The organism is Mesorhizobium sp. 131-2-1 (assembly GCF_016756535.1).
Taxonomy (GTDB): domain Bacteria; phylum Pseudomonadota; class Alphaproteobacteria; order Rhizobiales; family Rhizobiaceae; genus Mesorhizobium.
This window is the reverse complement of the sequence record NZ_AP023247.1, coordinates 5,536,205-5,560,216: the sequence shown is the minus strand read 5'-3', so window position 1 is coordinate 5,560,216 and position 24,012 is coordinate 5,536,205. Positions and strand designations below refer to the sequence as shown.

The 24,012-nt window shown below is 60.2% G+C and carries 16 protein-coding genes; 8 read left to right on the top strand and 8 right to left on the bottom strand.

Features of this window, described 5'->3' with window-relative positions:
* Positions 1-95: 95 nt before the first annotated feature.
* The 4 genes from JG743_RS26915 to JG743_RS26900 all read right to left on the bottom strand — a co-directional run bounded on the left by JG743_RS26915 (position 96) and on the right by JG743_RS26900 (position 7,409).
* On the bottom strand, positions 96-1,541 hold the full coding sequence (locus JG743_RS26915) for an adenylate/guanylate cyclase domain-containing protein (RefSeq protein WP_202294532.1): 1,446 nt from the start codon (positions 1,539-1,541) through the stop codon (positions 96-98).
* A gap of 149 nt (positions 1,542-1,690) precedes the next feature.
* Positions 1,691-4,777, bottom strand: coding sequence for an ATP-binding protein (locus JG743_RS26910; protein ID WP_202294529.1), 3,087 nt, complete (start codon positions 4,775-4,777; stop codon positions 1,691-1,693).
* Between the two features lie 97 nt (positions 4,778-4,874).
* A complete protein-coding gene (locus JG743_RS26905; RefSeq protein WP_202294526.1) occupies positions 4,875-6,734 on the bottom strand; it encodes a hypothetical protein in 1,860 nt (619 codons plus the stop codon).
* Positions 6,735-6,782: 48 nt separating this feature from the next.
* On the bottom strand, positions 6,783-7,409 hold the full coding sequence (locus tag JG743_RS26900; RefSeq protein ID WP_202294523.1) for a nuclear transport factor 2 family protein: 627 nt from the start codon (positions 7,407-7,409) through the stop codon (positions 6,783-6,785).
* 273 nt (positions 7,410-7,682) lie between these two features.
* Between JG743_RS26900 and JG743_RS26895 the strand changes: the two genes are divergently transcribed.
* On the top strand, positions 7,683-8,750 hold the full coding sequence (locus tag JG743_RS26895) for a M35 family metallo-endopeptidase (protein WP_202294520.1): 1,068 nt from the start codon (positions 7,683-7,685) through the stop codon (positions 8,748-8,750).
* A 130-nt stretch (positions 8,751-8,880) separates the two neighbouring features.
* On the opposite strand, the gene JG743_RS26890 is transcribed toward JG743_RS26895, so the two are convergent.
* A complete protein-coding gene (locus tag JG743_RS26890; RefSeq protein WP_202294517.1) occupies positions 8,881-11,100 on the bottom strand; it encodes a mechanosensitive ion channel family protein in 2,220 nt (739 codons plus the stop codon).
* 684 nt (positions 11,101-11,784) lie between these two features.
* On the opposite strand from JG743_RS26890, the gene JG743_RS26885 reads away from it, so the two are divergent.
* The 3 genes from JG743_RS26885 to JG743_RS26875 are packed head-to-tail and all read left to right on the top strand — an operon-like array spanning position 11,785 to position 15,438.
* On the top strand, positions 11,785-12,999 hold the full coding sequence (locus JG743_RS26885; protein WP_202294514.1) for a glycosyltransferase family protein: 1,215 nt from the start codon (positions 11,785-11,787) through the stop codon (positions 12,997-12,999).
* Between the two features lies 1 nt (position 13,000).
* A complete protein-coding gene (locus tag JG743_RS26880) occupies positions 13,001-14,245 on the top strand; it encodes a glycosyltransferase family 4 protein (RefSeq protein WP_202294511.1) in 1,245 nt (414 codons plus the stop codon).
* Positions 14,242-15,438: a glycosyltransferase family protein gene (locus JG743_RS26875; RefSeq protein WP_202294508.1), complete on the top strand. Its 1,197-nt coding sequence runs from the start codon at positions 14,242-14,244 to the stop codon at positions 15,436-15,438. The genes JG743_RS26880 and JG743_RS26875 overlap by 4 nt, the downstream gene beginning before the upstream one ends.
* A gap of 1 nt (position 15,439) precedes the next feature.
* On the opposite strand, the gene JG743_RS26870 is transcribed toward JG743_RS26875, so the two are convergent.
* A complete protein-coding gene (locus JG743_RS26870) occupies positions 15,440-16,111 on the bottom strand; it encodes a class I SAM-dependent methyltransferase (RefSeq protein ID WP_202302995.1) in 672 nt (223 codons plus the stop codon).
* Positions 16,112-16,376: 265 nt separating this feature from the next.
* On the opposite strand from JG743_RS26870, the gene JG743_RS26865 reads away from it, so the two are divergent.
* From JG743_RS26865 to JG743_RS26855, 3 genes are all read left to right on the top strand, one after another.
* Positions 16,377-19,091 carry an ABC transporter ATP-binding protein gene (locus JG743_RS26865; protein ID WP_202294505.1) on the top strand — a complete coding sequence of 905 codons (2,715 nt, stop codon included), beginning with the start codon at positions 16,377-16,379 and terminating at the stop codon, positions 19,089-19,091.
* A gap of 190 nt (positions 19,092-19,281) precedes the next feature.
* Complete coding sequence (locus JG743_RS26860; protein WP_202294502.1) at positions 19,282-19,731, top strand: cyclic nucleotide-binding domain-containing protein; 450 nt, start codon at positions 19,282-19,284, stop codon at positions 19,729-19,731.
* A 133-nt stretch (positions 19,732-19,864) separates the two neighbouring features.
* Positions 19,865-20,719 carry an MBL fold metallo-hydrolase gene (locus JG743_RS26855; protein ID WP_202294499.1) on the top strand — a complete coding sequence of 285 codons (855 nt, stop codon included), beginning with the start codon at positions 19,865-19,867 and terminating at the stop codon, positions 20,717-20,719.
* A gap of 29 nt (positions 20,720-20,748) precedes the next feature.
* Here the strand turns inward: JG743_RS26855 and JG743_RS34245 are convergent, their stop codons facing one another.
* Entirely contained in the window at positions 20,749-21,525 is a 777-nt protein-coding gene (locus JG743_RS34245; protein WP_244672919.1) for a polysaccharide deacetylase family protein, read from the bottom strand.
* A complete protein-coding gene (locus JG743_RS26845; RefSeq protein ID WP_202294493.1) occupies positions 21,522-22,610 on the bottom strand; it encodes a glycosyltransferase family 4 protein in 1,089 nt (362 codons plus the stop codon). Before JG743_RS26845 ends, JG743_RS34245 begins: the two co-directional genes overlap by 4 nt.
* A gap of 74 nt (positions 22,611-22,684) precedes the next feature.
* On the opposite strand from JG743_RS26845, the gene JG743_RS26840 reads away from it, so the two are divergent.
* Positions 22,685-23,863 (top strand): DUF3095 domain-containing protein, encoded by a 1,179-nt coding sequence (locus JG743_RS26840; protein ID WP_202294490.1) that lies wholly within the window; start codon positions 22,685-22,687, stop codon positions 23,861-23,863.
* Positions 23,864-24,012 lie beyond the last annotated feature (149 nt).

Here is a 24,012-nt window from a genome sequence, read left to right as displayed (position 1 = left end):
ACGCGGTGCTTCGGTGAACAAACTGCGGGACCAGACGGGCACCATAAGCTCCGATTCCAGAGCGGTGCGAAAGGGGAGTTGGCACCCAATCGTGTCTATCCCCGCACAATGCGATAGACAGTTGCCTCACCCTCCACACCTCGAAGCGGCGCGTCAAAAGCCACGACACGATGGCCGGCAAGCATTTCGCTAACCCCGGGCGCGGAATGGAGCGCCTCGGAAATGCAGACCTGCCCGGCTTCTGCCAGGGACTGCACGCGCGCGGCGACATTCACGGTCTGGCCGAAATAGTCGAGATTGTCGTTGAGCGTCACGGCGATCGACGGTCCGCAGTGGGCACCGATCTTGAGGATGATCCCCGGCCCGTCATGGTCGCCGTTGAAGCGATCGATGTCTTCAAAGATGTGGAGTGCAGCCGAGATCGCATCCGATGGCTGCGAGAATACCGCCATCACCGCATCGCCGATCGTCTTGACTACCGCTCCGGAATGTTGCCGGACCGCCGCGTTGACCAGAGCGAAATGCTCGCGGACCAAGGCATAGGCGTTGAGGTCGCCAAGGCGCTCATACATGGCGGTCGAACCCTTGAGGTCCGTGAACAGGAAGGTGATCTGCCGGATGCCGAGCCCCTCCTTCTCGTCGACGCGTTCGGACCGGAAGAGCTGGCGGAAGGTTTGCCGCGCAAGCAGCGCTCCACCGGAAACATATGGCTCGAAATCGAGGGCCGGCTTGGTGGTCAGCGCGACAAGCTCGGGCGGCCAGTTGATGGCAAGCAGCGAACCTCTCACCGGTCCCCTGTTCGCGACCTCGATGACAATCGGACCGGGTGGCACGGCGGGCAACGCCGGCAAGAAGCGTTTGCCGTCATAGTCGATCTTCAGAAGTGTCGGCGCCGACACCGGATCGCCTGATATCGGCACGGCGAATGCGGCCTGCGTCTGCACGTTGACGCCCGCAAGGGCGCCCGGTCCCAGGTCGGCGCGGAGCACTGTGGTGGTGCCGGGCGGCAGAAACGTCATGCCCCGAACGAAGCCGCGCAGAACGTCAAGAAAGCGAACGTCTTGCCCCGGTAGCCGCCCGTCATGTCCGAAGTGGAGCTTCCAGTGAAAATCCTCGACAGCGAGCGTCTCGGGATCGTGGTACGGCAGGCGCCGCAACTTCGGCGATATCGAGAAACTGACCTCGATGAAGTCGTCGAGGTCGGTATCGCCCGATACATCGCACAGGCCACAGACGTAGTGGGTCTTCAGCGTGCGCAGGGCGCCGAAACTATCGAGCACCATCCCGGACTGGGGACACAGCACATCCCAGCTCATGTCGAACAAGCCACAGTGGGCGGCATGAAGGAAGAGGTCGATTGCTTCAGGCTCGGCGATTGCGCGGTCGCGAGCAAAGGTCAGCGGATTAACGCGATAGAGGGAGTGGTCGTCGGCGCTCCTGATCAGCGTCTCGAATTTCGAGATGACACGCGGGCTCCAGGCTCGCGACTGCTCCACCTTGGTCATCTTGCTTTCGAGAAGACGATCGTTGACTGCCGTCACGACGGATCCTCAACCTTGTCTCGCGACAGCCTACTAAAAAACCAGCGCGATGCGAATGGATTGGATTCACCGGTTGTCCGACAGTCTGTCCAGGAGGCTCGGAACGGCACGCGGCCCGCAGGCCGATTGTATCCGGCACAAAACGTTGATTACGCCACGTCTGCTGCGACGAACCAATCGTTGACCTCCCGCGATTCCGCACGGGCCTCTTCGAACCTACCCTGTGACCGCAATAGCTTCGCCAGGCTATTGGTCGCCTGCAGCTCCCAACTCCTGGCGTTCTGCCGCCGCGCAAAGGCAATCGCCTCGCGGAAAGAAGCCTCCGCCGCTCTGTCTCCTGTTCCATTTGCAAGTTCGATCTCACCGCGAATGCGAAGCAAGGCAGCTGTAAAATAATGCTCGCCGATCTTTTCGGCCTCGCGAAGACCTTTCTCAACGGTCTCTGCCGCTATGTCGAATTGCCCGGAGTTCATGAAAGCCTTGGCGAGCAGACCTAAATAACACGACTTGTCGACCTCCTGATCTTCAAGGTCATTTTCGGTCAATGCCATCATGTGGCTTCCCGCCAGATTGTCATCGAGGGCCGATGCAGCCAGGCCGCCAAAAAAGCGCGCCACCCTTGCCCAGAGATTGAAGCCGTTCTCCTGCGCCAGCGGCAGGAGTTCGTCCGCCAGTCGAGCGATCAAACTGCTCTCTTCGCGGAAAGCGAACAACACGCACCCGTTTCCCAGACAGGCGGCCAAGCGATACGGAGACTGCTGCCGAACGGTCGCTTCCGCCTCGAGGTAGAGTTTCAGCGCCTGACGGCGATATCCCAGGATATGCAAGGTCCAGGAAAGGTAGATCATGGCCATGCTCGGAAAGTCGCTGCCGACCTTGTCCGCGCTGTCCTTGTGGCTGAGAGCGCGCTCGAGATATTGCCGGGCCGCCACCAACTCGCCCTGACAGAACAGAGTCATCCCCTTGAACTGCAAACCTATGACGAGCGCGTTCAGGTAGCCGCCATCCTCGCCAACCCGTATCAACTCATCACTGGCTGCAAGGGCCTCGCCAAACTGGCCCGAGTTGAAATGGGTTCCGAAAAGCCCGTCGAGCGCCCTGATCGTCGATTCCGGTTCGCCGAGCTTTCCGCTCAGTGCTATGGCCCGCTGATATGCGGCGCTGCCTTCGCCCGTCACGTAGCCTTGCGCGGCGTAGAGCACGTCGCCCAGCTCCAGTTCGAAGCGAAGCAGCCTGCGGCTGCGATCGTCGGATTCGGGCAGGAGTTTCGCGGCTTCAAGCCCCTTCCTGAAGGTACGCACTGCGTCAGCTTTTGCCCAGGTCTTGGCCGCCTTGACCCCTGCCAGCAGCCAGTAGTCAGCGGCGCGATCGAACTGACCTGCGTCGGCAAAATGCTCAGCGAGCACTTCGGGCCAGGCAAAAGCCGCGTTGTGGTCGCGCAGTTCGATACATTCGGCAATCAATCGATGCACCTGCTGCGCACGTTCGTGCAGCATCGTGCCCCTGGCGGCCTGTTGCAGGAGTACGTGGGTGAACGAAAAGCCCGCGCCGGCCGTCCCTCGCTCGGCTGCGATCAGCCCCGTGCGCATCAGGTCGCCAACGGCGCTGCGCAGCTCAGCTTCGGGCCAATCGCAAATCTCGCGCAGTATGTCGAATTCGAATTTGCGGCCGATCGCCGCTGCGATCTGCGCAACTTCCTTGGCTGGCCCCAGCCTGTCGAGGCGGGCAAGCAGCGAGAACTGCAGGGAGTTTGGAATGTTGTTCGTGAGTGACAGGCGCTTAGGCTGCGATGCGTCCAGCCGCAACCCTGTTTCGACCACGCTCCGAGTAAGCTCTTCGATATAGAGCGGGACGCCTTCACTCCGATCGATCACCACTGAAACATCAGCGGCGAGCGCATTCGGACTGATGTCATGGACAATCGCTTCGGCATCCTCGCTACCGAGCGCTTCAAGCCTGATGTGATGCACATCCGGCCTGTTGAACCATGGAACGCTTGCGGTGTTCCGGCTCGATACAAGTAGCAGCGCGGGAGTCGCGGCCAGGTTGGCGACGATTTTGTCGAGAAGCTCGCGTGAGGTGGCGTCGGCCCATTGTTCATCTTCGAACAAGATCAGGATCGGGGTAGTGCGCGCCAGATAGCCGACCAGATCCATCAACGCTTGCTCGGCGATGTTGCGCTGCCGTTCGGCGCTTATCCCCTCGAGCCTGTCCGGCGCGGTCGTTGGTATGCCGAGCAGGCTCGAGAAGATCGCCAGCGCGACGTCGCTGGACACCGAGCCTATCGACAATGCGTTGCTCAGCTTTCGCAGCTTTTCTTCCGTCGAGTCATCGTCCTCGATCGTTGCGATCCTCTGCAATTCTGCGAGGATTGGATAGAGGGTGCTGTTCTCAAAGGTCGGAGAACATTGCATGGTCAGCTGCGGAAAGCTGCGCAGGCGCTGCTGGATCTCGTTGAGCAACCGGGATTTGCCGATTCCCGACTCTCCCGAGACCCACACCGCATTGCCGCGCCTGTCGCGCACGACGGTCTCCCAGCGCTCCATCAGCAGTCGCAATTCGGCATTGCGGCCGCACAGCCTGGTCATATGCGCACGCTTTGCAAAGCGGGTCGGCACCATCCGCTGCCGCTGCACCTGCCAAACCTCGACTGGTTCGGCGAATCCCTTCAGCTCATGCTTGCCGAACTTGGTGAAATCAATCGCGCCGCTCGCCGCCTCGAAGGTTGCCGCGTCGACAAGCACCGTATTCGGCTTGGCCAGTGCCTGCAGCCGTGCCGCTAGATGCGCGACGTGGCCGAAGGCGACGGTGGACACGCCGCTCGGCGCGCCGACGAACTCCCCCACCACGACCTGGCCGCTCGCGATACCCACCCTCACTTGCAACGGGTATCCCTGGTTTGCCGAGATGGTGGCCACCGCATCGACGATCTCGAGCGCCGCCAGCACCGCGAACTCGCTGTCGTCCTCGCCAGCTATTGGATAGCCGAAATAGGCCTGGATGGCGTCGCCGATGTAGCTGGCCGTCACACCCTTGTGGCGCCGCACGACGCTGCTGCAGGTCTGCAGAAAGCTCTCGATCAGGCGTTGGAAATCCTCGGGATCCAGGCGGTCGGCATATTCGGTTGATCCCACCATGTCGCAAAACAGGATGGTGAGATAACGCCGCTCCGCAACAGACTTCGCCGGACTGCTGCTGGGCAAAATCGGGCTAGCCAATGGAACCGGCGTGGTCACGCTCCGGGACCCTCCTTGGTGCGGCGACCATGTAGCACCCGGTCATGTTATCGCAAATCCCGGCGCTCACCAGCCGCTTTCGATCGCGTCAGGTGGATCATCGACGCGCGTCACACCGAACATCGGCATAGATCAGATGGTCTGCCTCGCTGAATGCCGCCTGGCTCTGGTCGAAGCAGAACCGTTTGGGCACCAGGCGGATCAAGGTGCGTCGGTTGCATTCGCCCGGCAGATCAATCTGGAAAATGCGCGGCGACATCGACGGCGTCGGATCGCTCCATTTCGTGTGACCGGCAAACGAAACGTTCTGGATCAGCAAGCTGGAGCCGGCTGAACTGACGGGACCTGAGATGGCCTCGACGCTGCCCTCTGCCTGCTCGATGCTTGGATATTCGCCGCTTTGCGGCGGATCCCCGTTTGCTGGGATCGCGCCGGCGCTGACTGCCACATTGATCCTGACATCGTCGCGCTCCGGAACACCACCGTAGCTGTTGCGAAAGGTCCAGCTTGCGCGAAGGACACGCGTCTTCGCCGCCTCTCCGGGCGGCGCAGGCAAAACCTGAATCTTGGCATCGGCGAGCGAAGAGCCTTCATCCTCCGCCTCTGGCGCCGGGCAGCCGGTGTAGAGCGGGCGGTAGCCGCACTCGGAGCCGCCCGCTCCCCATAAACAGTCGCTCAGCTTCCGCCAGTCTTCCGAGCTCAGTCGCGGCGTGCCGGAGGACAGGTCATTGCCGGAACCCGGCAACATCCAGGGATGGATGCCGCCGCTGCCGGCCGCCCAGTCCGTCCGGTGTGCGGCTATATCGGCGTAGACGATCTGTTCCTCGTGCAGTTCGAGCAATTGGACCCAGGTCGGCAACGTGACCGTCGGCTCATGCCCCGCCGCGTCCGCGGCAAAACGGCGGCCCGTGACTTGTGTGGTGAGCGTGTGGCAGCTTGTGCAGTTGCCGGTCGGATCTTCGACCGTCCTGGCTTGGCTGAGTTCATTGCGGTAGGTGCCCGTGTAGCCGGAACCGACCACGCGAAACGGCGCGCCCGGCAATCGCGTTCGATACGGTAGAAAATCGCCCAGGCTGAAGGCGGTCGATCTGGAATCGCCGACTGAACGGAAACCGACCCTGCTCTGCTCGATGTGCGGATCGATCACATAGGGGCTTTTGTTGTCATGGCATGCATGGCACGAGATCTGGAACGTCGGATCATAGACTTTCTCCGCCGCAGCCCTTCCAACTTCATCGGAATAGTTGCGCCCGCCCGGCGGAACGAAGGGCTTTGACCAATCGAACTCGCTCCGGTCCTTGCGGCCGTCGAAGAAGATGATTTCTCCGGATTTCCGATTGAATCCGATGGTGCCGAAGACGGAAAACCTCGGATCCGAACGCGTCCAGTAAGGATCCGTGCTGACCTCCTGGCTGATATTGGATTTTCGGCACAGGAACAGCCATTCCACATTGCCGCGCATGACCCTTACGACACGCGAGTTCAGCCCACAGTAGGTCGAGCTGCCGGTTAGCGAAGGCTTGTCGCATTTCGGCAATGTCGCCGTCCATTTAACCACCTCTCCGTTCTCGTTCCTGTGCTCGAACTCCAGCGGAGAGCCCGGTTTTGTCGGATTGGGCTTGAGGTCGACGACATTGCCGTCAACTTCCAGCGGGATGACCTTCATTTGTGGGCTGTCGCAATCGCCGTCGGGAATAGGACCGAACACCGCCCGCGCTTCATCGCCAGACCTGGTTATGACGTCGGGGCTCTTTGAGGCTGGCGCCCAAAAGATGTCGGGGTTCCATCTCGCAACGGCGTCGGCGAACGACTTCGAATCCATGTCGTCCTGATCGGAGCCGTGCCGCTCACCGGCTTGCGGCGTCGATACGAAAGCTAAATGTCGAAGCCCGATCGTCCCGGACAACAGGAGAAACACAATGCCGAGGACCGCAGCGATCAGCGCAACGGCACGCATTTCAGCCCACTGGAGCGTGCCAGTGAACCCATGGCCGATCTCTGAGCGTCATCGCTTCTTCGCTTCGACAGAGCCAGCAGCATAGTCGGCGTGGATTGTAAGCGATTGAAATCGCCACGTGTCGTCGTCGCCCTTTACAAAAGTCGCCCGGGCATCCGCCGAATAGTCAAGTATCGGTGCTGGAAAGTGGGAGCCCTGTAGAGTGACCAGGACTATCGATTTGGTGTTCACCGTCTTGCCCGTGTCGTCAACGTTGAACAAGGTGTTGGTCACGATATGCCGGGTCTGAAGGTTATCGTTTTTAAGTTTATCAAGTATTATTGTCATCTGGCCGAGGAGATCGGTCGCAGACTCGGGGCCAAGGCCGAACGTCAACCTGAGGATACTGGCGTCTGTACTGCAAATCTCGTAGTAAGACGATTTCGGTTTCGCAAAGAGGCCAGCGAACGCGGCTGCGTTTCTTTCGTCGATCGTCCAGGCGTAGCGGGACAAAAGATCTAGAATTGCTTGGCGATCTTCGGCCGGTGGATTCTTGATATTCCAGCCATAAGTAGCATCTGTTCCGCATGAATCAGCTAAAGCAGTGCCGCCGAAAGCTAAACAGAACCCACAAATCAGGGAAAAATACTTCAAAATCGCGCAGTTAGTGATTATGCCTTTCCAACGCTCGCTCATGATGGCCCCCTCTTGTGGAGCTTGATGGGAAAGTACCCCTTCATCTTATACCTCCCCTAAAAAGGTGTCAGCCGAAATCGATGGCATGCAAGGCCACGGACGTGATTTCGCGTTCCTGTTTTTTTGATTTTGGGGTAAGTTGCAATGCCTGGCCCGCACCAATTTCATTCCTAACTTGCAACGTAGGCCGTGCGCGCTTCTGGTATGTTATCGTAAACTAAAAACTCACGTAGACGGCAATAATGTCTAATCGTGGTTATATAGGAGCATAAAATGCCGAGTATCGTCAGAAATATTGTATTGATACTTGCGTGCTTTTTTAGCGTTGTGCCCTTGGCGTTTGCGCAGCAGAATCAGGAAGTTGAGATAGTTCTGCAATCGCGCCTGACTTCTTTTGGAAACGATACTCCCCTAATTATTGACTTTACTCTCACGAACCGGTCACGCAGCCCGATCAGGCTGCTCAAGTGGACCTTGCCGATCGACGGCGTCTCGGGCGAAATTTTTTCAGTGACGAGAGGGTCGCAGCCAATTCAGTATATTGGCCCTTTGGTGAAGCGAGCAGAACCCACCGAGGCTGACTTTATCAATATCGAACCCGGACAATCGATTTCGGTGCCCGTCGATCTGTCATTGTACTACGCCATCTATGAAGCAGGGAACTATGCGGTTACCTATGATACAGAGCGAGTGGGTCTGCTGGTTGGCCCTCCAGGTGCCCTGAGACGCGCCCAGGTTCTGAGCAACGCCGCCACGTTCAGGCTTCTATCCGGTCGAATTCCTCCGGAACGGATACCGCTCTCGGCACCCACATTCGACCAGTGTGACGGCTCTCAACAGGATGATATTGGCGCTGCGCTGGCGGAAGCAAACAACATAGCTTCGGCTGCCCTGCAGGTTTTGCAGGGCACGCCCTCTGCCCAGCAACCGAATTCCCAAAGATATCGGACATGGTTTGGGGCGCATACCGTAGGACTGTACGCAAAGGCCACTGGAAATTTCTCGAAGATTGCGGATGCTCTTGCAAACAAAGCAATATCGTTTGGATGCCACGGCAACCGCTGCGGGCCAGGAGTCTATGCGTATATGTTCCGTGATCAACCTTATAATATCTTTGTTTGTCAAAAGTTCTGGTCAGCCGCTCTGAAAGGAACGGATTCAAGATCTGGAACGATTGTACACGAAATTAGTCACTTTGAAGTCGTCGCCTTCACAGCCGACTATTCCTCTGGTGGTCAAAATACCGCCAAGCTACTCGCGGTTGAAAACCCACCGCAAGCCACAGAAAATGCCGATAGTCATGAATACTTTGCAGAAAATAGCCCCGAGCTTCCGATGTGAGGAACACCACACGCAACTGACTGAGCAGGGATGCCGTATTGCCATTGGAAATGAGCAAGGGTCACCAGGGGTCGCAGCCTCGTTGACGCAAATCAACATTCCGCTGCGACCGGCGGGTGTCACAACTTTCCTACTCCGCTGTGCTGGCTTTTTTTCTGCGCCGATTGGTGTGCGACTGCGCGACGGCCGTCTTTAACGCGGGTGTGATCTCCACAGGCGCATTTTCTGCCCCATGTGGGTTCTGCAGCCCCTCGACGTGGACGGTCGGGAATGGGAGTTCGATACCTTGCTCCTTGAAGGCCTGGCGGAGGCGTAGGAAGAATCTGCCTTTCATTGCGAAGGCACCTCCCGGTCTGGTTGTGACCTTGACCCTCAATACGATGCCGTACTCACCGAACTCCTGTACGCCCTGCATCTTGATCGGTTCGATCACCCAATGTTTGAATTCGGGATCTTCCGCCAGTTCGAGGCCGATCCGCTTGATCAGCTTACGAGCGAAGTCGATGTCGGTGTCATAGCCGACCGTGATGTTGAATTTGTCGGTAACCCAGTCACGGCTCTGGTTCTGGACGGCTCCGAGTTCACCGAAAGGTATTGTGAACAGCGGGCCACGATGGTGGCGCAGCTTCACCGAGCGCAGCGAAAAGCTCTCCACCGTACCCCTGTAGCTGCCCGATGAAATGTATTCGCCGACACGAAACGCATCGTCGAGCAGATAAAACACGCCTGAGATCACGTCCTTGACGATGGTTTGTGCGCCAAAACCCACGGCGACGCCGACGACGCCGGCGCCGGCGATCAGCGGGCCGATCTGGATACCAATTGAGGCGAGCATCATCAGCGCCGCCATCACGACGATCACTGCGAGCAGAATGTTCTGGATGATCGGCAAGAGCGTGCGCAGCCGCGCCTGCTGCGGATCGAGGGTAGGGACGTCCTCCTCGCCGATCACCGCATGCGGCGTTTCGATGCCCAACTTTCGTTCGATCAAGGCTTTGATGATCGACCAGCCGAAATCGGCGGCAAGCGCAATGACGATGACATTGATCAAGCCGCGCAATATCAGCGTGGTCGTCGTATCGCTGCCTTGCATGGACTGCATGTCCAGACCCCAGACACGTGCAAGAAGGTAAGCCGCCGCCAGAATCAAGATCATCCGGATGCCGCGATCGATGACAGCGATCGTCACCGCCGGTATCGTAGGCCGGCCGGCATCGTCCGAACCCGGCCGCAGGACGAAATTGACCCCGCGCTGCGTCAGCACGATTGCAAAAGGCAGGACGAATGCGGCCAAGGTAAACCAGAACCATGTGTACAGGCCAGCGATGCGCTCCAGGAACAGAGCGACGAAATAGGCAGTCAACAACCATGTCGCTGCCGTGTGGCCGTGCCCTTCGTCCCGCCGTGTTCTTGGCCGGCGCCAGACGGCAACCAGCAAGAGCAGCAGCAACACGAAATCGGCGCCCACCGACAGCACCATCATCCCGTCGCGGTCGATGCCGAGACCGGGCAGGAGGACAAAAGCAGCGGCGAAGAAGGCGAACACGCCGACGACCCGCGATAGCCAATAGGACCAATGGTCGGCCGTCTCGTTGGTGACCGGCAAGGCACGAACCTCGACAGCATTCTCGACCTGCATGAAGGAAGGGACGAGCAGGGCGATGACGTACGTGCGCACACCCCATGTGACGACTGCAGCCATTAGGAATGTCAGCACAATCTCGCGGATGAGCATTGGCCAGTCGAACAGCATGAACGCGCCGGCGCTGCCCACCGCGAACGAGACGATCAGCAGGCTGGAATAAAGCAGGCGCCCCCCAATCTTCTTGGCCCGCCCGATGGGCGTATCCTTCGGTTGCGCGATGATCCAAAGACGAAATGGACGGGTCAATTTGTACGTCGCCCAGGTCAGCGCCAGGCCGGCGGCAATGAACATCGCAATCAGCAAAAGTACGCCGGCTGGCCCCCTGCTGGACATATCTTCCATGGTCGCTTCCCGAACGCGCGCGAACTGGCCGGGCAGCGAGGGCAAAGTTCGTACGATCCGTTCGATATGGTGCTTGATCCGATCGAGCGTCGAGGATGCCATCGTATTCATCTGGCCCGGCGCGGCCACGGCGTCGGACGACGCGTCGGCCGGCGAATCGCCTGCCGCGGCAGGCGCTGCCGTTGACCCGGCGCCCTGATTTCGCTGTTCGGCCACCCAGGCCCTCACTGACGGATCGTCGAGAAGCTCGAATAGCTGTTTGACCCTTTCAGGCGGGACGCTCGCCTGCGCCTGCGCCTGTGCCGGACCAGCCGGCAAGAGAGCGATTCCCAAGACGAGCAGCCTGGCAATCAGGACAAACATCGCTGTCAGATCTCCGAGACGTCGTGCCGGGCCGGCCAGGTTCCTGAGTCCGGATCGTCGAATCATGAGTGGCATCGTGCTGCAACCTTCCGGTGAAATCGGCAAGCAAAGACATCCATGCCCGTCGTTGCTCCTACCTTGAAGAAGCCCATGATGTGGTGCAAGACGTCATCGTTCCGAGCTGGACCGTTACGCTGGGTGCCTGGCGGTGTTCCAGCGAGCCATCGAACAGTTCAATCTAGGTCGTCCCACTCCAGGCGCCGCGCCGTTTTCCGGGCCAAAGGCCCGGTGCGCAGCATTTGCGCGCAGCCGTGCCGATTGGATGCCTAGCCTCAAAAATTTTAGCGGATCGCAATCGACCAGGCGGGATTCCCGTGTAAAAGCGCGAGCGCTTCGCGCGAATGTAGCTCCATGGAGGGCTTCGGATTCTTGGCGTCCGCGCACAACCACGAAGTGTGAGTCTTGAGTGAAGAGCGCCTTCTGGCCGTTCGCGGCGCGCCGGTCGGCGCACTGTGCATTGAAGTCGATGGCTTCGCGGACTGCTTGGCGATCTGCGGCTTCTTGGGTAATACGAATTGAAAATTGCGCCTTCATGTTTCAAAACTGGTCGCTAGACCAGGATGGTTTCGAAGCCTGCCGGTCGCTGACGGCCCTCAAGGCGAGAATTCGAAAAGACGTTCAACAATGACCCAGCACGCCGAAAACGCTCGAATTCTCATGTACAGCCACGACACGTTCGGGCTCGGCCACCTGCAGCGCTGCCGGACGATAGCGCATTCGCTGGTCGAGGATTTCCGCGGACTTCAGGTGCTTATCATTTCGGGTGCGACCATCGCTGGCGCCTTTGATTACCGCGCCCGTGTCGACTTCGTGAAGATCCCCAGCGTCATCAAGTTGCGCAACGGCGAATACACCTCGCTGGAAAAGGATATCGATCTGCACGAGACGCTAAGGATGCGCCAGTCGATCATCCGCCACACGGCCGAGAGCTTCCGGCCGGATATCTTCATCGTCGACAAGGAACCGCTCGGCCTGCGCGGTGAGATCGAGGACACGCTGTCCTACCTCAAGACGCGCGGCACCACGCTCGTGCTTGGCCTTCGCGAGGTCATGGATGCGCCGCATCTGCTCGAAGCAGAGTGGGCACGCAGGGATGTGATGCGCAAGATAGGCTTGTTCTACGACAAGGTCTGGGCCTATGGTCCACCGGATTTCTACGATCCGTTGACCGGCTTGGACGTGCCGCCGGCCGTCAGGGCAAAGATGACCTTCGTCGGTTTCCTGCAGCGGAGCCTGCCGCGAAACGAGTTGCCCGGCCACCGGCCCGAGGGCGACTACATCCTCGTTACCACCGGTGGCGGGGGTGACGGCGCCGAACTGATCCACGACGTCATCGATGCCTATCAGCAGGATCCGCAATTGCAGCATAGGGCGCTGATCGTGCTTGGGCCCTACATGCCGGCGCGCAAGCGCAACAAGCTGCTCAGGAAGGGGTCCAAGATCCCCTACATCAAGATCATCGAGTTCGACAACCGCATGGAAGACCTGATTGCCGGCGCCAAGGCGGTCGTGGCGATGGGCGGCTACAACACCTATTGCGAGATATTGTCTTTCGACAAGCCGGCGCTGATCGTGCCGCGCATCGAACCCCGCGAGGAACAACTGATCCGCGCCCGACGCGCAGCCGAACTCGGCCTCATCGAGATGCTTTTGCCGGAAGAGGCCAAGGATTCCCAGCGGTTTGCCGATGCCCTGGTGGCGCTGCCGGAGCGGCCCCGCCCATCGCAAAGCAATCCGCATCTGACGCTGGAAGGGCTGCCTCATATTTCCGAAATCGTCGCGGAACTGCTCGACCGGCGGGCCGGCCATCACCTATCGGTCATTGAAGGAACCAACTGACTTGCAAAATCGCAAGATCGTCGTGGTTCTGAAGGGCTATCCGCGGTTGTCGGAAACCTTCATCGCGCAGGAACTGCTCGGTCTGGAGCGTGCGGGGTTCGACCTGGTAATCGTCGCGCTCAGGCGGCCGACCGACGCAAAACGCCACCCCGTGCATGACGAGATCAAAGCGCCCGTCCATTATTTACCGGAATATCTGCACAAAGAGCCGCTGCGCGTGGTTCGCTCGCTGTTTGCGTGCCTGCCGCGGCCGGGCTTCTGGCGCGCGCTCCGATCGCTGGCCAGCGATATCCCCCGCGACTTTACGCGCAATCGCGTGCGCCGCTTCGGGCAGGCACTCGTGCTGGCGGCCGAATGGCCGCAAGACGCGGGATGGTTGCATGCACATTTCGTGCACACGCCGGCGTCGGTGACGCGCTATGCCAGCCTGCTCCGGGGCCTGCCCTGGAGTTGCTCGGCCCATGCCAAGGACATCTGGACTTCTGCGGACTGGGATCTGGCCGGCAAGCTTTCCTCGGCGCGCTGGACGGTCACCTGCACGAAAACCGGCTTCGATCGTCTGAAAGGACTCGCCAACGGCAACTCGTCCGTGCATCTGAGCTATCATGGGCTCGACCTTGATCGCTTCGGCAGTTTCGGCGAGGCGCGAAAACAGCATGACGGCTCAGCGCCGGGCGAACCGGTTGTCATTCTGAGTGTCGGGCGCGCCGTCGCAAAGAAGGGTTACGATACCTTGCTGGAGGCCCTTGCCCTCCTGCCAGGCGATTTGGCATGGCGTTTCGAGCATATCGGCGGCGGCGAGGAACTGGAACGGCTCAAGGCGCTGGCGCGAAAGCTCGGCCTGGATGGTCGCGTCTCCTGGAAAGGTGCGCTTGCGCAGAGAGAGGTGCTTGAGCACTACCGAAGCGCCGACATTTTCGCCCTGGCCTGCAGGATCACTGCAAATGGTGACCGTGACGGTCTGCCGAATGTTCTGGTGGAGGCGGCCAGCCAGCGGCTTGCCTGCGTGTCGACCGATATTTCCGGCGTGCCGGAGCTTTTGTCGCCGGATGAAACCGGTCTGCTGGTTCCGACGGAGAATCCTATTGCCTTGGCACAGGCGCTGGAGCGCCTGATCCGTGATCCCGTGTTGCGTGCTCGCCTCGGCGACGCCGCTGAGCGGCGCGTCCGAAGCAATTTCGATCATATGGCAAGCATTGGACAGCTCAAGCAACTGTTCCAACAGGAGTGGCAGGCTGCCGAATGAAGCGGCTGCGCGCATTCTTCTATGTCCAGCACTTGCTCGGCATCGGCCATCTCGCGCGCGCCAGCCGCATTGCGGCGGCTCTGGTCGATGACGGGTTTGATGTAACCATCGTGACCGGCGGAGCGCCGGTCGCGGGGTTTCCGGGACCGGGGGTAAAATCCGTAACCCTGCCACCTGTCAATTCCGGTGATGAGGGCTTTTCCGGACTTGTCGACCTGCAAGGCAAGCCCATCGACGATGATTTCAAGAAGCGGCGCTCAGAGATGCTTCTGCAGGCATTTCGGGATTGCAGGCCTGATATCGTCATTATCGAGGCGTTTCCATTTGGACGCCGGCAGATGCGTTTCGAACTCTTGCCGCTGATCGAGGCCATCGATGCGACATCGCCCAGACCGCTGGTGGCGACGTCCGTGCGTGATATCCTTCAGGAGCGCGTCAAGCCGGGCCGAAACGAGGAAACGGTCGATCTCATCAACAGGCATTTCGACCTTGTCATGATCCACGGCGATCCGGCTTTCGCAACCATCGACAAGACATTTCCGCTGGCTGGGGCGATCAGGGCAGAGGTCACCTACACAGGGCTCGTTGCCGCGCCGCCACCGCCCGCGGCCTCCGAGCGCTTCGACGTTCTGGTGTCGGTTGGCGGCGGGGCTGCCGGAAAGTACCTTGTCAGCTCCGCCATCGCCGCCGCAAGGAATGCCAACAACGGTTGGAAATGGTGTTTGATCACCGGCCCAAATCTGCCGAAAGACGAACTTGACGCGATCGCACGCGATGCCACGCCGGGCCTGTCCATCTTCCGGTTCCGCGAGGATTTCGCCAGCCTGCTGACCGGCGCCCGCCTGTCAGTCTCGCAGGCGGGTTACAACACGGTCTGCGATGTCCTGCGAGCGGGCTGCCGCTCCCTGCTCGTTCCATTTGCAGCCGGTGGGGAAACCGAACAAACGGTTCGCGCCCTGATGCTCGAAGAACTCGGTCTTGCAACGGTGCTGATGGAAAAGGACTTGACGCCTGAAGGTTTGGCGCAAGCGATCGAACGGGCGCTTGTGGCACCGATGCCATCCGCGCATCGTCTCGATCTGGAAGGCGCGCATCACTCGGCGCAGATCCTGCGCGAGCGGTATCGGACATGGTCCCAAAAATTGGAGCCAGGTTTCGGAAAAGCTCACGATCAAACAGGCGATGGATCCTAGACTAGACAGTTCCAATCAGCATGAAGCGCGTATAATTCTTTGTCGGCAGTTCGCCGGAGAACCTGATCTCCCGCAGCCCCGCCAGGGCTTCGAAGGCCGCCAGTGAAGCCACGCAGCTGATGTGCGTCGGCTCGCTGAAATAGTCGTTGGATTGCAGCAGCACGGTCGTGCCCCGTGGAAGCAGGGCAAGCCAGGCGCCGAGATCGGCGATGTGTTCGCAACTCGTATTGACCACCAGGTCGGGTTGCCCGGCCGCATAGTCGAGTGCGTACATATCGTCCGTCAGCGCCCGGAACCGCTCGCCGGCTTCCCGGTTGAGGGTCAGGGCGACCGCGCCGACTTCGGGATCGATGTCGATGCTGTCGACCGCCGCTATGTCGAAACGGGCGTCGTTGAAAAGCATTGCCGGCAATACGCCGTACCATCCACCCACAACCCATATGCGCCCGAACCGGCCGCCGCAGCTTTCGAACAGCCTGTCGAGCGCCCACATCTTGCAGGCGACCTGCTTGTGGTTAAAGGCGCTGGCGATATCGGCCTGCGGATGCTTGGCGATGACGCGCGCCAGCCCGGCCACGAGAGGATGGTCGACATAGGCAGCAATTCCCCGCGTGAGGTCCAGGGCCTGCTCGTGCCCGGCCAAGCCGGCATTGCGTGGTTGCGTAACATCCATCATAGTCGTCTTGTATGGTGGGATTTCGGGCGACACAACGCAATCTTGCCCCCTGCAAGGCTGTTTGATCCGCGGACGTGATTATGCTGTTAGCTGCTTCGCCATTGCCCGGAGAGAGCCGGTTGCGTCTGTCCGGACCGAAGACGTCCTGCGTGCGCTGCGGCTTCGAGCTTGTCGATGGCGACGATGACCTTGCCGATACGCCCTTCGCCGGCAGGTGCTTTTGTATCCTGCATCCTTCCAGCTGAAGGACCCACAGTCGCATATGGAACCCAGCCTAGCCCGCTATATCTGGAAGCACACCAGGAAGCAGCAGATCTGGATATTGGCGATCGTCTTGCTTTCGATGATCCCGTATTTCATGTCCTTCGACCTGCCGAAGCTGATCGTCAACGGCCCGATCCAAGGCAAAGGCTTCGAGCAACCGGGCGCCACCCAGCCCTTCTTGAGACTGCACTATGATCTGCCATTCATTGGCGAGGTCCAGTTCTTCTCCGGTTTTCAGCTCGACCGCACGGCAACGCTGCTTGCCCTCAGCATCGTGTTCCTGTTGCTGGTCGTCGTCAACGGCTTGTTCAAACTCTACATCAACACCTACAAGGGCCGCCTCGGTGAACGCATGCTGCGGCGTATCCGCTTCGATCTGGTCGATCGAGTGCTGCGGTTTCCGCCGTTTTACTTCAAGCGGGTGAAATCCGCTGAAGTGGCGACCATGGTGAAGGACGAGGTGGAGCCGCTGGGCGGCTTCATCGGCGATGCCTTCCTGCAGCCGGTGCTGCTCGGCGGCCAGGCGCTGACGGCCATGCTGTTCATCATGGTCCAGAATTTCTGGCTCGGAATGATAGCGGTCGTGATCGTGGTGATCCAGATCGTGCTCATCCCGCGAATGCGGCGGCGGCTGATCGTGCTCGGTCGCGAACGGCAGCTGACGGCGCGTGCGCTTTCGGGCCGGGTTGGCGAAATCGTCGACGGCATCGGCGCGGTTCACGTCCACGATACGTCAAACTACGAGCGCGCCGACATAGCTGCCCGGCTCGGGCTCATCTTCAAGATCCGCTTCGACCTTTACCAATGGAAATTCATGGTAAAGTTCCTCAACAATTTTCTCGCGCAGCTGACACCCTTCCTGTTCTACATGATCGGCGGGTATCTGGTCATCGAGGGACGGCTGGACGTCGGCCAGCTCGTGGCCGTGATCGGCGCCTACAAGGACCTGCCCGGACCGATGAAGGAGCTGATCGACTGGGATCAGGCGCGGCAGGATGTCCAGGTCAAATATCAGCAGGTCGTTGAACAGTTCACCGTCGACGGTGTCATTGCGCCGAGTATCGGGGCATTGACGATCGACGATCCCGGTCCGATGACCGCCCCGCTGTCGGCGATCGGTCTGTCCGTAGCAGACGATGGCGGTGCATTGCTGCTCGACCGAATCTCCCTCCAGGTCAAGCCGGGTGAGGCGGTGGCGCTGGTCAGTACCGCAACAGGTGGAGCGGAGGCGCTTGCAGAAGCCTTCGCGCGCCTGAACCGGCCGAAAGGCGGAAGGGTCGCTTCGGGCGCCCACGACCTGCTTGAACTCCCCGAAGCGGTGACCGGCCGGCGCATGTCCTATGCCTCGTCGGATGTTTTCCTGTTCCAGGCAAGCCTCCGCGATAACCTGCTCTACGGGTTGAAGCATGCGCCGCTGACATCGGTAACTTATGACGGTGCCGCGGCAGACCAGCGTCGCTGGAACGTCCACGAGGCGCGCCGGTCGGGCAATCCGGATCTTGATATCCACAGCGACTGGATCGACTATGCTTCCGCCGGCGCTACCGGCCCGCACGACCTCTTCGAAGCCGTGCGCCGGGTACTCGACGCGGTTGTTCTGTCGCGCGACATTCTGGATCTTGGCTTGCGCTCTTCGGCCGACCTGACGCGTCACACGGAGCTTGCCAGGCGGATCGTCGAACTGCGTGCGGCTCTGCAAGCGCGACTGGAACACGAAGGGCTGAGCGGACTGGTGGTTCCTTTCGAACCGGGTGCCTACAACAAGGAAGCAACGATCGGCCAAAACCTGCTCTTCGGCGCTGCCGCCGGCCCCGAACTGGCCGACAGGGCTCTGGCCGCCAATCCCTATTTTGCTTCTGTGCTGAGGCAAGCCGGCCTCGACCGCACGCTCTACGAAATGGGCATGGAGATCGCCGACCAGGCGATCGAGCTGTTTGCCGACCTGCCGCCCGATCATCAGTTCTTCCAGCAGCTCGCCTTCATGAGCGCCGAGGAGATACCCGCCTACGAAACCTTGCTGCAACGGCTCAAGAACCGTCCCTACGAGGCGGTTTCAGAGAACGACCGCGCCATGATCGTCACCTTGAGCTTTGCCTATATCGAGCCCCGGCACCGCTTCGGCCTGCTGAGCGACGAGTTGATGAGCAAGATCGTCGCTGCTCGCAACGGGTTCTATGAAAACCTGCCGCCCGAGCTGCAAAATGCGGTCGAGCGGTATGATCCTGCCAAATACATTGCCGCGGCTACCGTGATGGACAATGTCCTGTTCGGGCGCGTGGGCAACAACCATCCCGACGCGCCAGACCGCATACGCTCCATCGTCTATGACATTCTTGACGAACTGGGGCTTTATACCGAAGTCCTGGATGTCGGCCTGGACTTCAACGTCGGCTCCGGCGGCAGGCGGCTGACCGGTGGACAGCGACAGAGGCTCGATGTTGCCCGGGCCTTGCTCAAGCGTCCCGATTTTCTCATTCTCAACCGGCCGCTTTCGGCGCTCGACCAGCGCATGCAGGATAAGGTGATGCAAAACGTGCTCGAGGAAGCCAGGCGCGACGGCCATTCGCCGGCAATTGTGTGGGTCGTGACGAATCCGGCAATGGCGACGATGTTCGATCGCGTTGTCGTCTTCGACTCTGGCCAATTGGTGGAAGACGGAACACACGAGACACTTTTGGCAGGGAACGGTATCTTTAAGGAACTGCTGTCATAGAGCAACGGACTATCAGATGGGATCATTTTGCCGGTGGGAACTTGTGGCAAGGTCAAGGGGTTCAGGTTTCCAGCTGATCGGGCTCGCCACCTTGGCGTGGTTCGTCTCGCCATCCGGAAAAGGATTGATTCCATCCGGGTGTCGGTTGGTCTAATCTCGCAGACGTGAATTTTTGGGAAGGTTCGCGACAATGCTGCTCAAGGATGAGGTTGGAATGCTGCAACGCGTTCCCTTATTCTCTGGCATAGAGCCGACAAAGCTCAAGCTGCTTGCTTTCACATCCGATCGCGTGAGCTACAGCGCCGGCCAGATCCTTTTCCGGCAGGGCGACGAGGGAGACGCCGCCTATGTCATCCTTTCAGGCAGGGCGGATATCCTGGTCGATTCCGACAGCGGACCGATAAAGGTTGCCGAACTGGTGCCAAATTCGATTGTTGGCGAGATCGCCATATTGTGCAACAGCTCCCGCACGGCCACCGTCAGAGCCGCAAGTCCGGTGGAAGCCTTGAGAATTCGCAAGGATCATTTCCTGAGGCTTATGAAGGAGTTCCCGGAAATGACCATCGAGATGGTGCGGGTTCTTGCCGATCGCCTGAGCCATACGACCGCGGATCTGATCGACGCACGAAGCGCCAAATAACGAATGACGTGCTCGATCCTTGCCGTCGTGATGGCACTGGCCTCTCACGGACAGGGTCACCAGGAGGAAAACCTGTCTCGCCTAGCAGCAGTTGTTTGGCTACGATAGGCGAGGGGGAGTACGAAGGGCTTGCATGGACGACGACGGTTTCCTGGTCAGGTTTTGGGGCGTGCGCGGCAGCATTTCGGTATCGGGGCCAGAATTCTCTCGCTATGGCGGCAACACAAACTGCATTGAGATGCGATGCGGTAAGGATACGCTTCTGTTCGACGCGGGCTCTGGTCTGAGGCCTGCCGGCTGGGCGCTTCGGGCGTCGGGCGTGACCGATTTCGACCTGTTTTTCACCCATTGCCATTACGATCACATCATCGGGCTGCCGGCTTTTAAGCCGATCTTTGACCGGAGCGTCAAAGTTAGGCTTTGGTCCGGGCATCTTGCTGGACGCATGACGACCCGGCAGATGGTCGATGAGTTCATGCGGCCGCCTTGGTTTCCGGTGAGACTGGATGTCTGCAAGGCAGGCCTCGACTACCGCGATTTCGTATCCGGAGACGTGCTTCGACCGCGCGAAGGGGTGGTGGTCCGAACCGGCAGTCTCACCCATCCGGGCGGCTGCGTAGGCTACCGGGTCGAATGGGGCGGCCGCGTCGTGGCGGTGATCACCGACACCGAGCACGAGCCGGGCAAACTCGATCCGGCGGTGCTTGGCCTGATCGAAGATGCCGACCTCGTCATTTACGATTGCACCTACACTGAGGAGGAAATGGAGCGTTACCGCGGCAACGGGCACTCTACATGGCAACAGGGCGTCAAGCTCTGTGAGGCCGCCGGCGCGCGGGGGCTTGCCCTGTTTCACCACGATCCGTCGCGCACCGACGAGCAACTGGACGAGATGGAGAAACTGGCCAAAGACAGGTTCGCCGGCGCTTTTGCCGCGCGGGACGGCCAGACGCTCAAATTCCCGGTCAAATCGCACAAAAAGCGCTGAGCTATCTTCTGCAATTCCCTAGCGAAGCGCTACGTGCTTCTTGGTATTGCTCCAGCGGCGCTGCGCCCGATCAATGTCCTGATCGGAAGCCATACGCAGGCTTCAGACTGTGCGGTGACTGTGAACAGCCGTTCGAGGAAAAGCCAGGCCGATTCATCATGGACGAGATGGTGGGTGAGCAGGCCGACCGGTTGGCCGTCGTCGAATGCATGCTGCAATTGCGCGATGATAGCCTGAACCAACAGGCCATGATCGCGGCAGCCGCGCGTGCCATGCCAATCCATGATGTCGACATTGCTGTTGATGACCGCCAGCGAAGCCGGCTTCGGCGGCCCATAAACCGACAATGCCGCAAATCCTATCGATCCAAGGTCGGATACCAAGCCGGCGTCGATCCTGTTCCAGGGTGGCACCAGCATCGGAACGGCACGTGCGCCGTGCAGGCCGGTTATGTGCGACAGCCCGCGAGCCAGATCATCGAGCACCGCCTCGCGTGGCCGATGCGGGCCGAGCTCCTGCTTTTTCTGGCCCTCGGGCGCATGATTTCGGTGCGCCCAGCCATGGATGGCGACCGTGGCATGCGGCGCCTCGTCAAGCCGGGCGACAAGCTTCTCGTCAGTCAGGGCCGGAATCACGGCCAGAGTGACCGGAACCGCGAATTCACCGGCAAGGTGGAGTAGTCGATCAAGCGCAGGCGTCGGATCCACGGCGTCATCGTCGCGCAGCCAGAACTCTGCCTTACGGCCCGCCCGCTGCCGGCACGCCAATTCTTCCACCAAGGGTTGCCAGGTTCGATCGGATGTCATGAGACCGGGATCTTCGCTAGAAGTTCGGCCAGACGCGCCGCCGCGGCACCGAGGGAACGTTCTTCGAGGATGAAACGCCTGGCTTCCGCGGCCATGATGGTTCTTTCGCCGTTACGGGCCAGAAGCCTTTCAATGGCAGAAGCGAATGCCGCCACATCGCCAGGCGGGGTGAGAAACCCCGTCTGGCCATCCCGCACGACCTCCGGCACGCCGGCGATGTCCTGGGCCACCACCGGAAGGCCGGCGGCCTGTGCTTCAAGATAGGCAATGCCATAGGCCTCGCCGAAACCCGGCCAGACGTAGATTCCTCCACCGTTGAGGACATCCGGCACGGCGGCTGGCTCAATCGCGCCAAGCCATTCGATACGGTCGGCGGGCAAGCCGGCGAATAGCGCTTTGACCTCTTCACGGGCAGGTCCGTCCCCGACGACCGACATGGTCCAGGGCAGGTGGCCGATCGAACAGAGCGCTTGCGCCAGCATGCGATAGCTTTCGACTTTGTCGCCCGGGCGCATCATCGCGACGGTAACGAGGCGCGTCGGACAGCCCCGTGCCGGCGTTTCCTGGAATGCCGATGTGTCGATGAAGGGCGAGAGCATGCCGAGAGCGGCGTCGGGTATCGCATCTGCCAGTCCCTGACGATCCCTTTGCGTGAAGCAGATGTTCAGCGCCGCCTGTTCGACGGCTCGCACCACCAACATCTGCGCATCGGCCCACAAACCGGCGTTGCGCCGCCCCGAATAGGAGGCTTCCGCCGTCACATAGGGGACAGCAAAGGCCGACGCCAGCTCTGGCCCGATCAGGTCGGGCGCTTTGTAATAGGGATGATAGGAGAACCAGAGATCGGGCTTGCCGTCACGATCCCAAAGCCTTGTCAGACGGGCCGCTTCCTCTCGGGCCTCGATCTTGAGCGCATCGAAACTTTTCGACTCCGGTTCGCGTAGATAGAAGCGCAATTCGGATGCAAGTTCGACGCTATGCCCTGCACGCTCCAGCGCCTTGACCAGCGCCCGTGCCATCTGGCGGTCGCCGGAGGCAACGGGATGATTGGGTGACTTCAGCGGCGCGTAGAAGGCAATTCGCATTTTCGGAGCCTATCATCGCAAAGCCAGCGCAAGTCAATTTCGAAGCACGATCGACTTCACCTTCAAGCAGTGGAATGTGCTATCTCATGCTCATGGAAACAGCCGCCGCGTCCGACCCGTTTGTCGCTTCTTTGCCGGTATTCGCAAAGTTCGAAAGCGTTGCCGATATCGACAACTATCGGCCTCTCCCCGATGGCTGGGCGCTGGCCACGGCCGACATCGTCGGCTCGACCAAAGCGATCGAGGCTGGGCGCTATAAAACCGTCAATATGGCCGGCGCCAGCGTCATTTCGGCGCTGCTCAACGCGCTGGGTCGGCAAGATCTTCCCTTTGTCTTCGGCGGCGACGGCGCGCTCGTGGCGTTTCCCGGCTCGGCGCTGGAGATTACCCGAAACGCGCTGGCGGCTGTCCAGAGATGGGTGGCGGACGAGCTGGACCTGACCTTGCGTGCCGCAATCGTGCCGATAAAGGATATAAGAGCGCAAGGCCTCGACGTTCGCGTGGCGAGGTTCCAGGCCTCCGAAGCGGTCTTCTATGCCATGTTCGCCGGCGGTGGCGGCAGTTGGGCGGAAGCCGAGATGAAAGCGGGGCGCTACCGTATCGATCCTGCGCCGGCCGGCGCGCGGCCGGATCTGACCGGCCTCTCCTGCCGCTGGAACCCGATCGAAGCCCGGCATGGCGAAATCGTCTCGATCATAGCCATACCAGGGGCGTCGCGCGATTTGCGCGGTTTTCAGTTCCTGGCGTCCGACATCATCGCCCTTGCCGGCAGGCAGGAACGCGATGGCCACCCGGTGCCGGTGAACGGGCCGGACTACAGTTTGCTGCCAGCCGGCCTCGATGTCGAGGCGCGAGCCACGGCGCCGCCAGGACGGCGGTGGCAGGTGAAGCTGTGGGTAATATTCCTGATGACGCTCACGGCTGTCACCGATCGATTTGGCTGGACGATCGGCAGTTTCGATCCGAAGATCTACAAACGCGACGTGGCCAGCAATTCGGATTTCCGCAAGTTCGACGACGGCTTGAAGATGACCATCGACGTTGACGCGGATGTGTTGCAACGGATCGAGAACCGGCTGAAGCAGGCGGAAGCGGCGGGCATCTGCAACTATGGCCTGCACCGCCAGAAATCGGCCTTGATGACATGCCTCGTCGCCTCACCGCTGCAGCGCGATCACGTTCATTTCATCGATGGCGCGGCCGGCGGCTATGCGATGGCTGCCGCAACCCTGAAGGCGAAGGCGCCGATTTGATGACGGGGTTGCGGAAATCGATCCTGCGCAACATGCCTCGGCTATGGTTGAAGGCCTGACGGCGTCCGAGCCAGCGAATTTTCTACCCGATGTCAGGATCGTGGTTGCACTCCGCAGGAAGCCTCGCCACATAACGCCTCGGAACATAG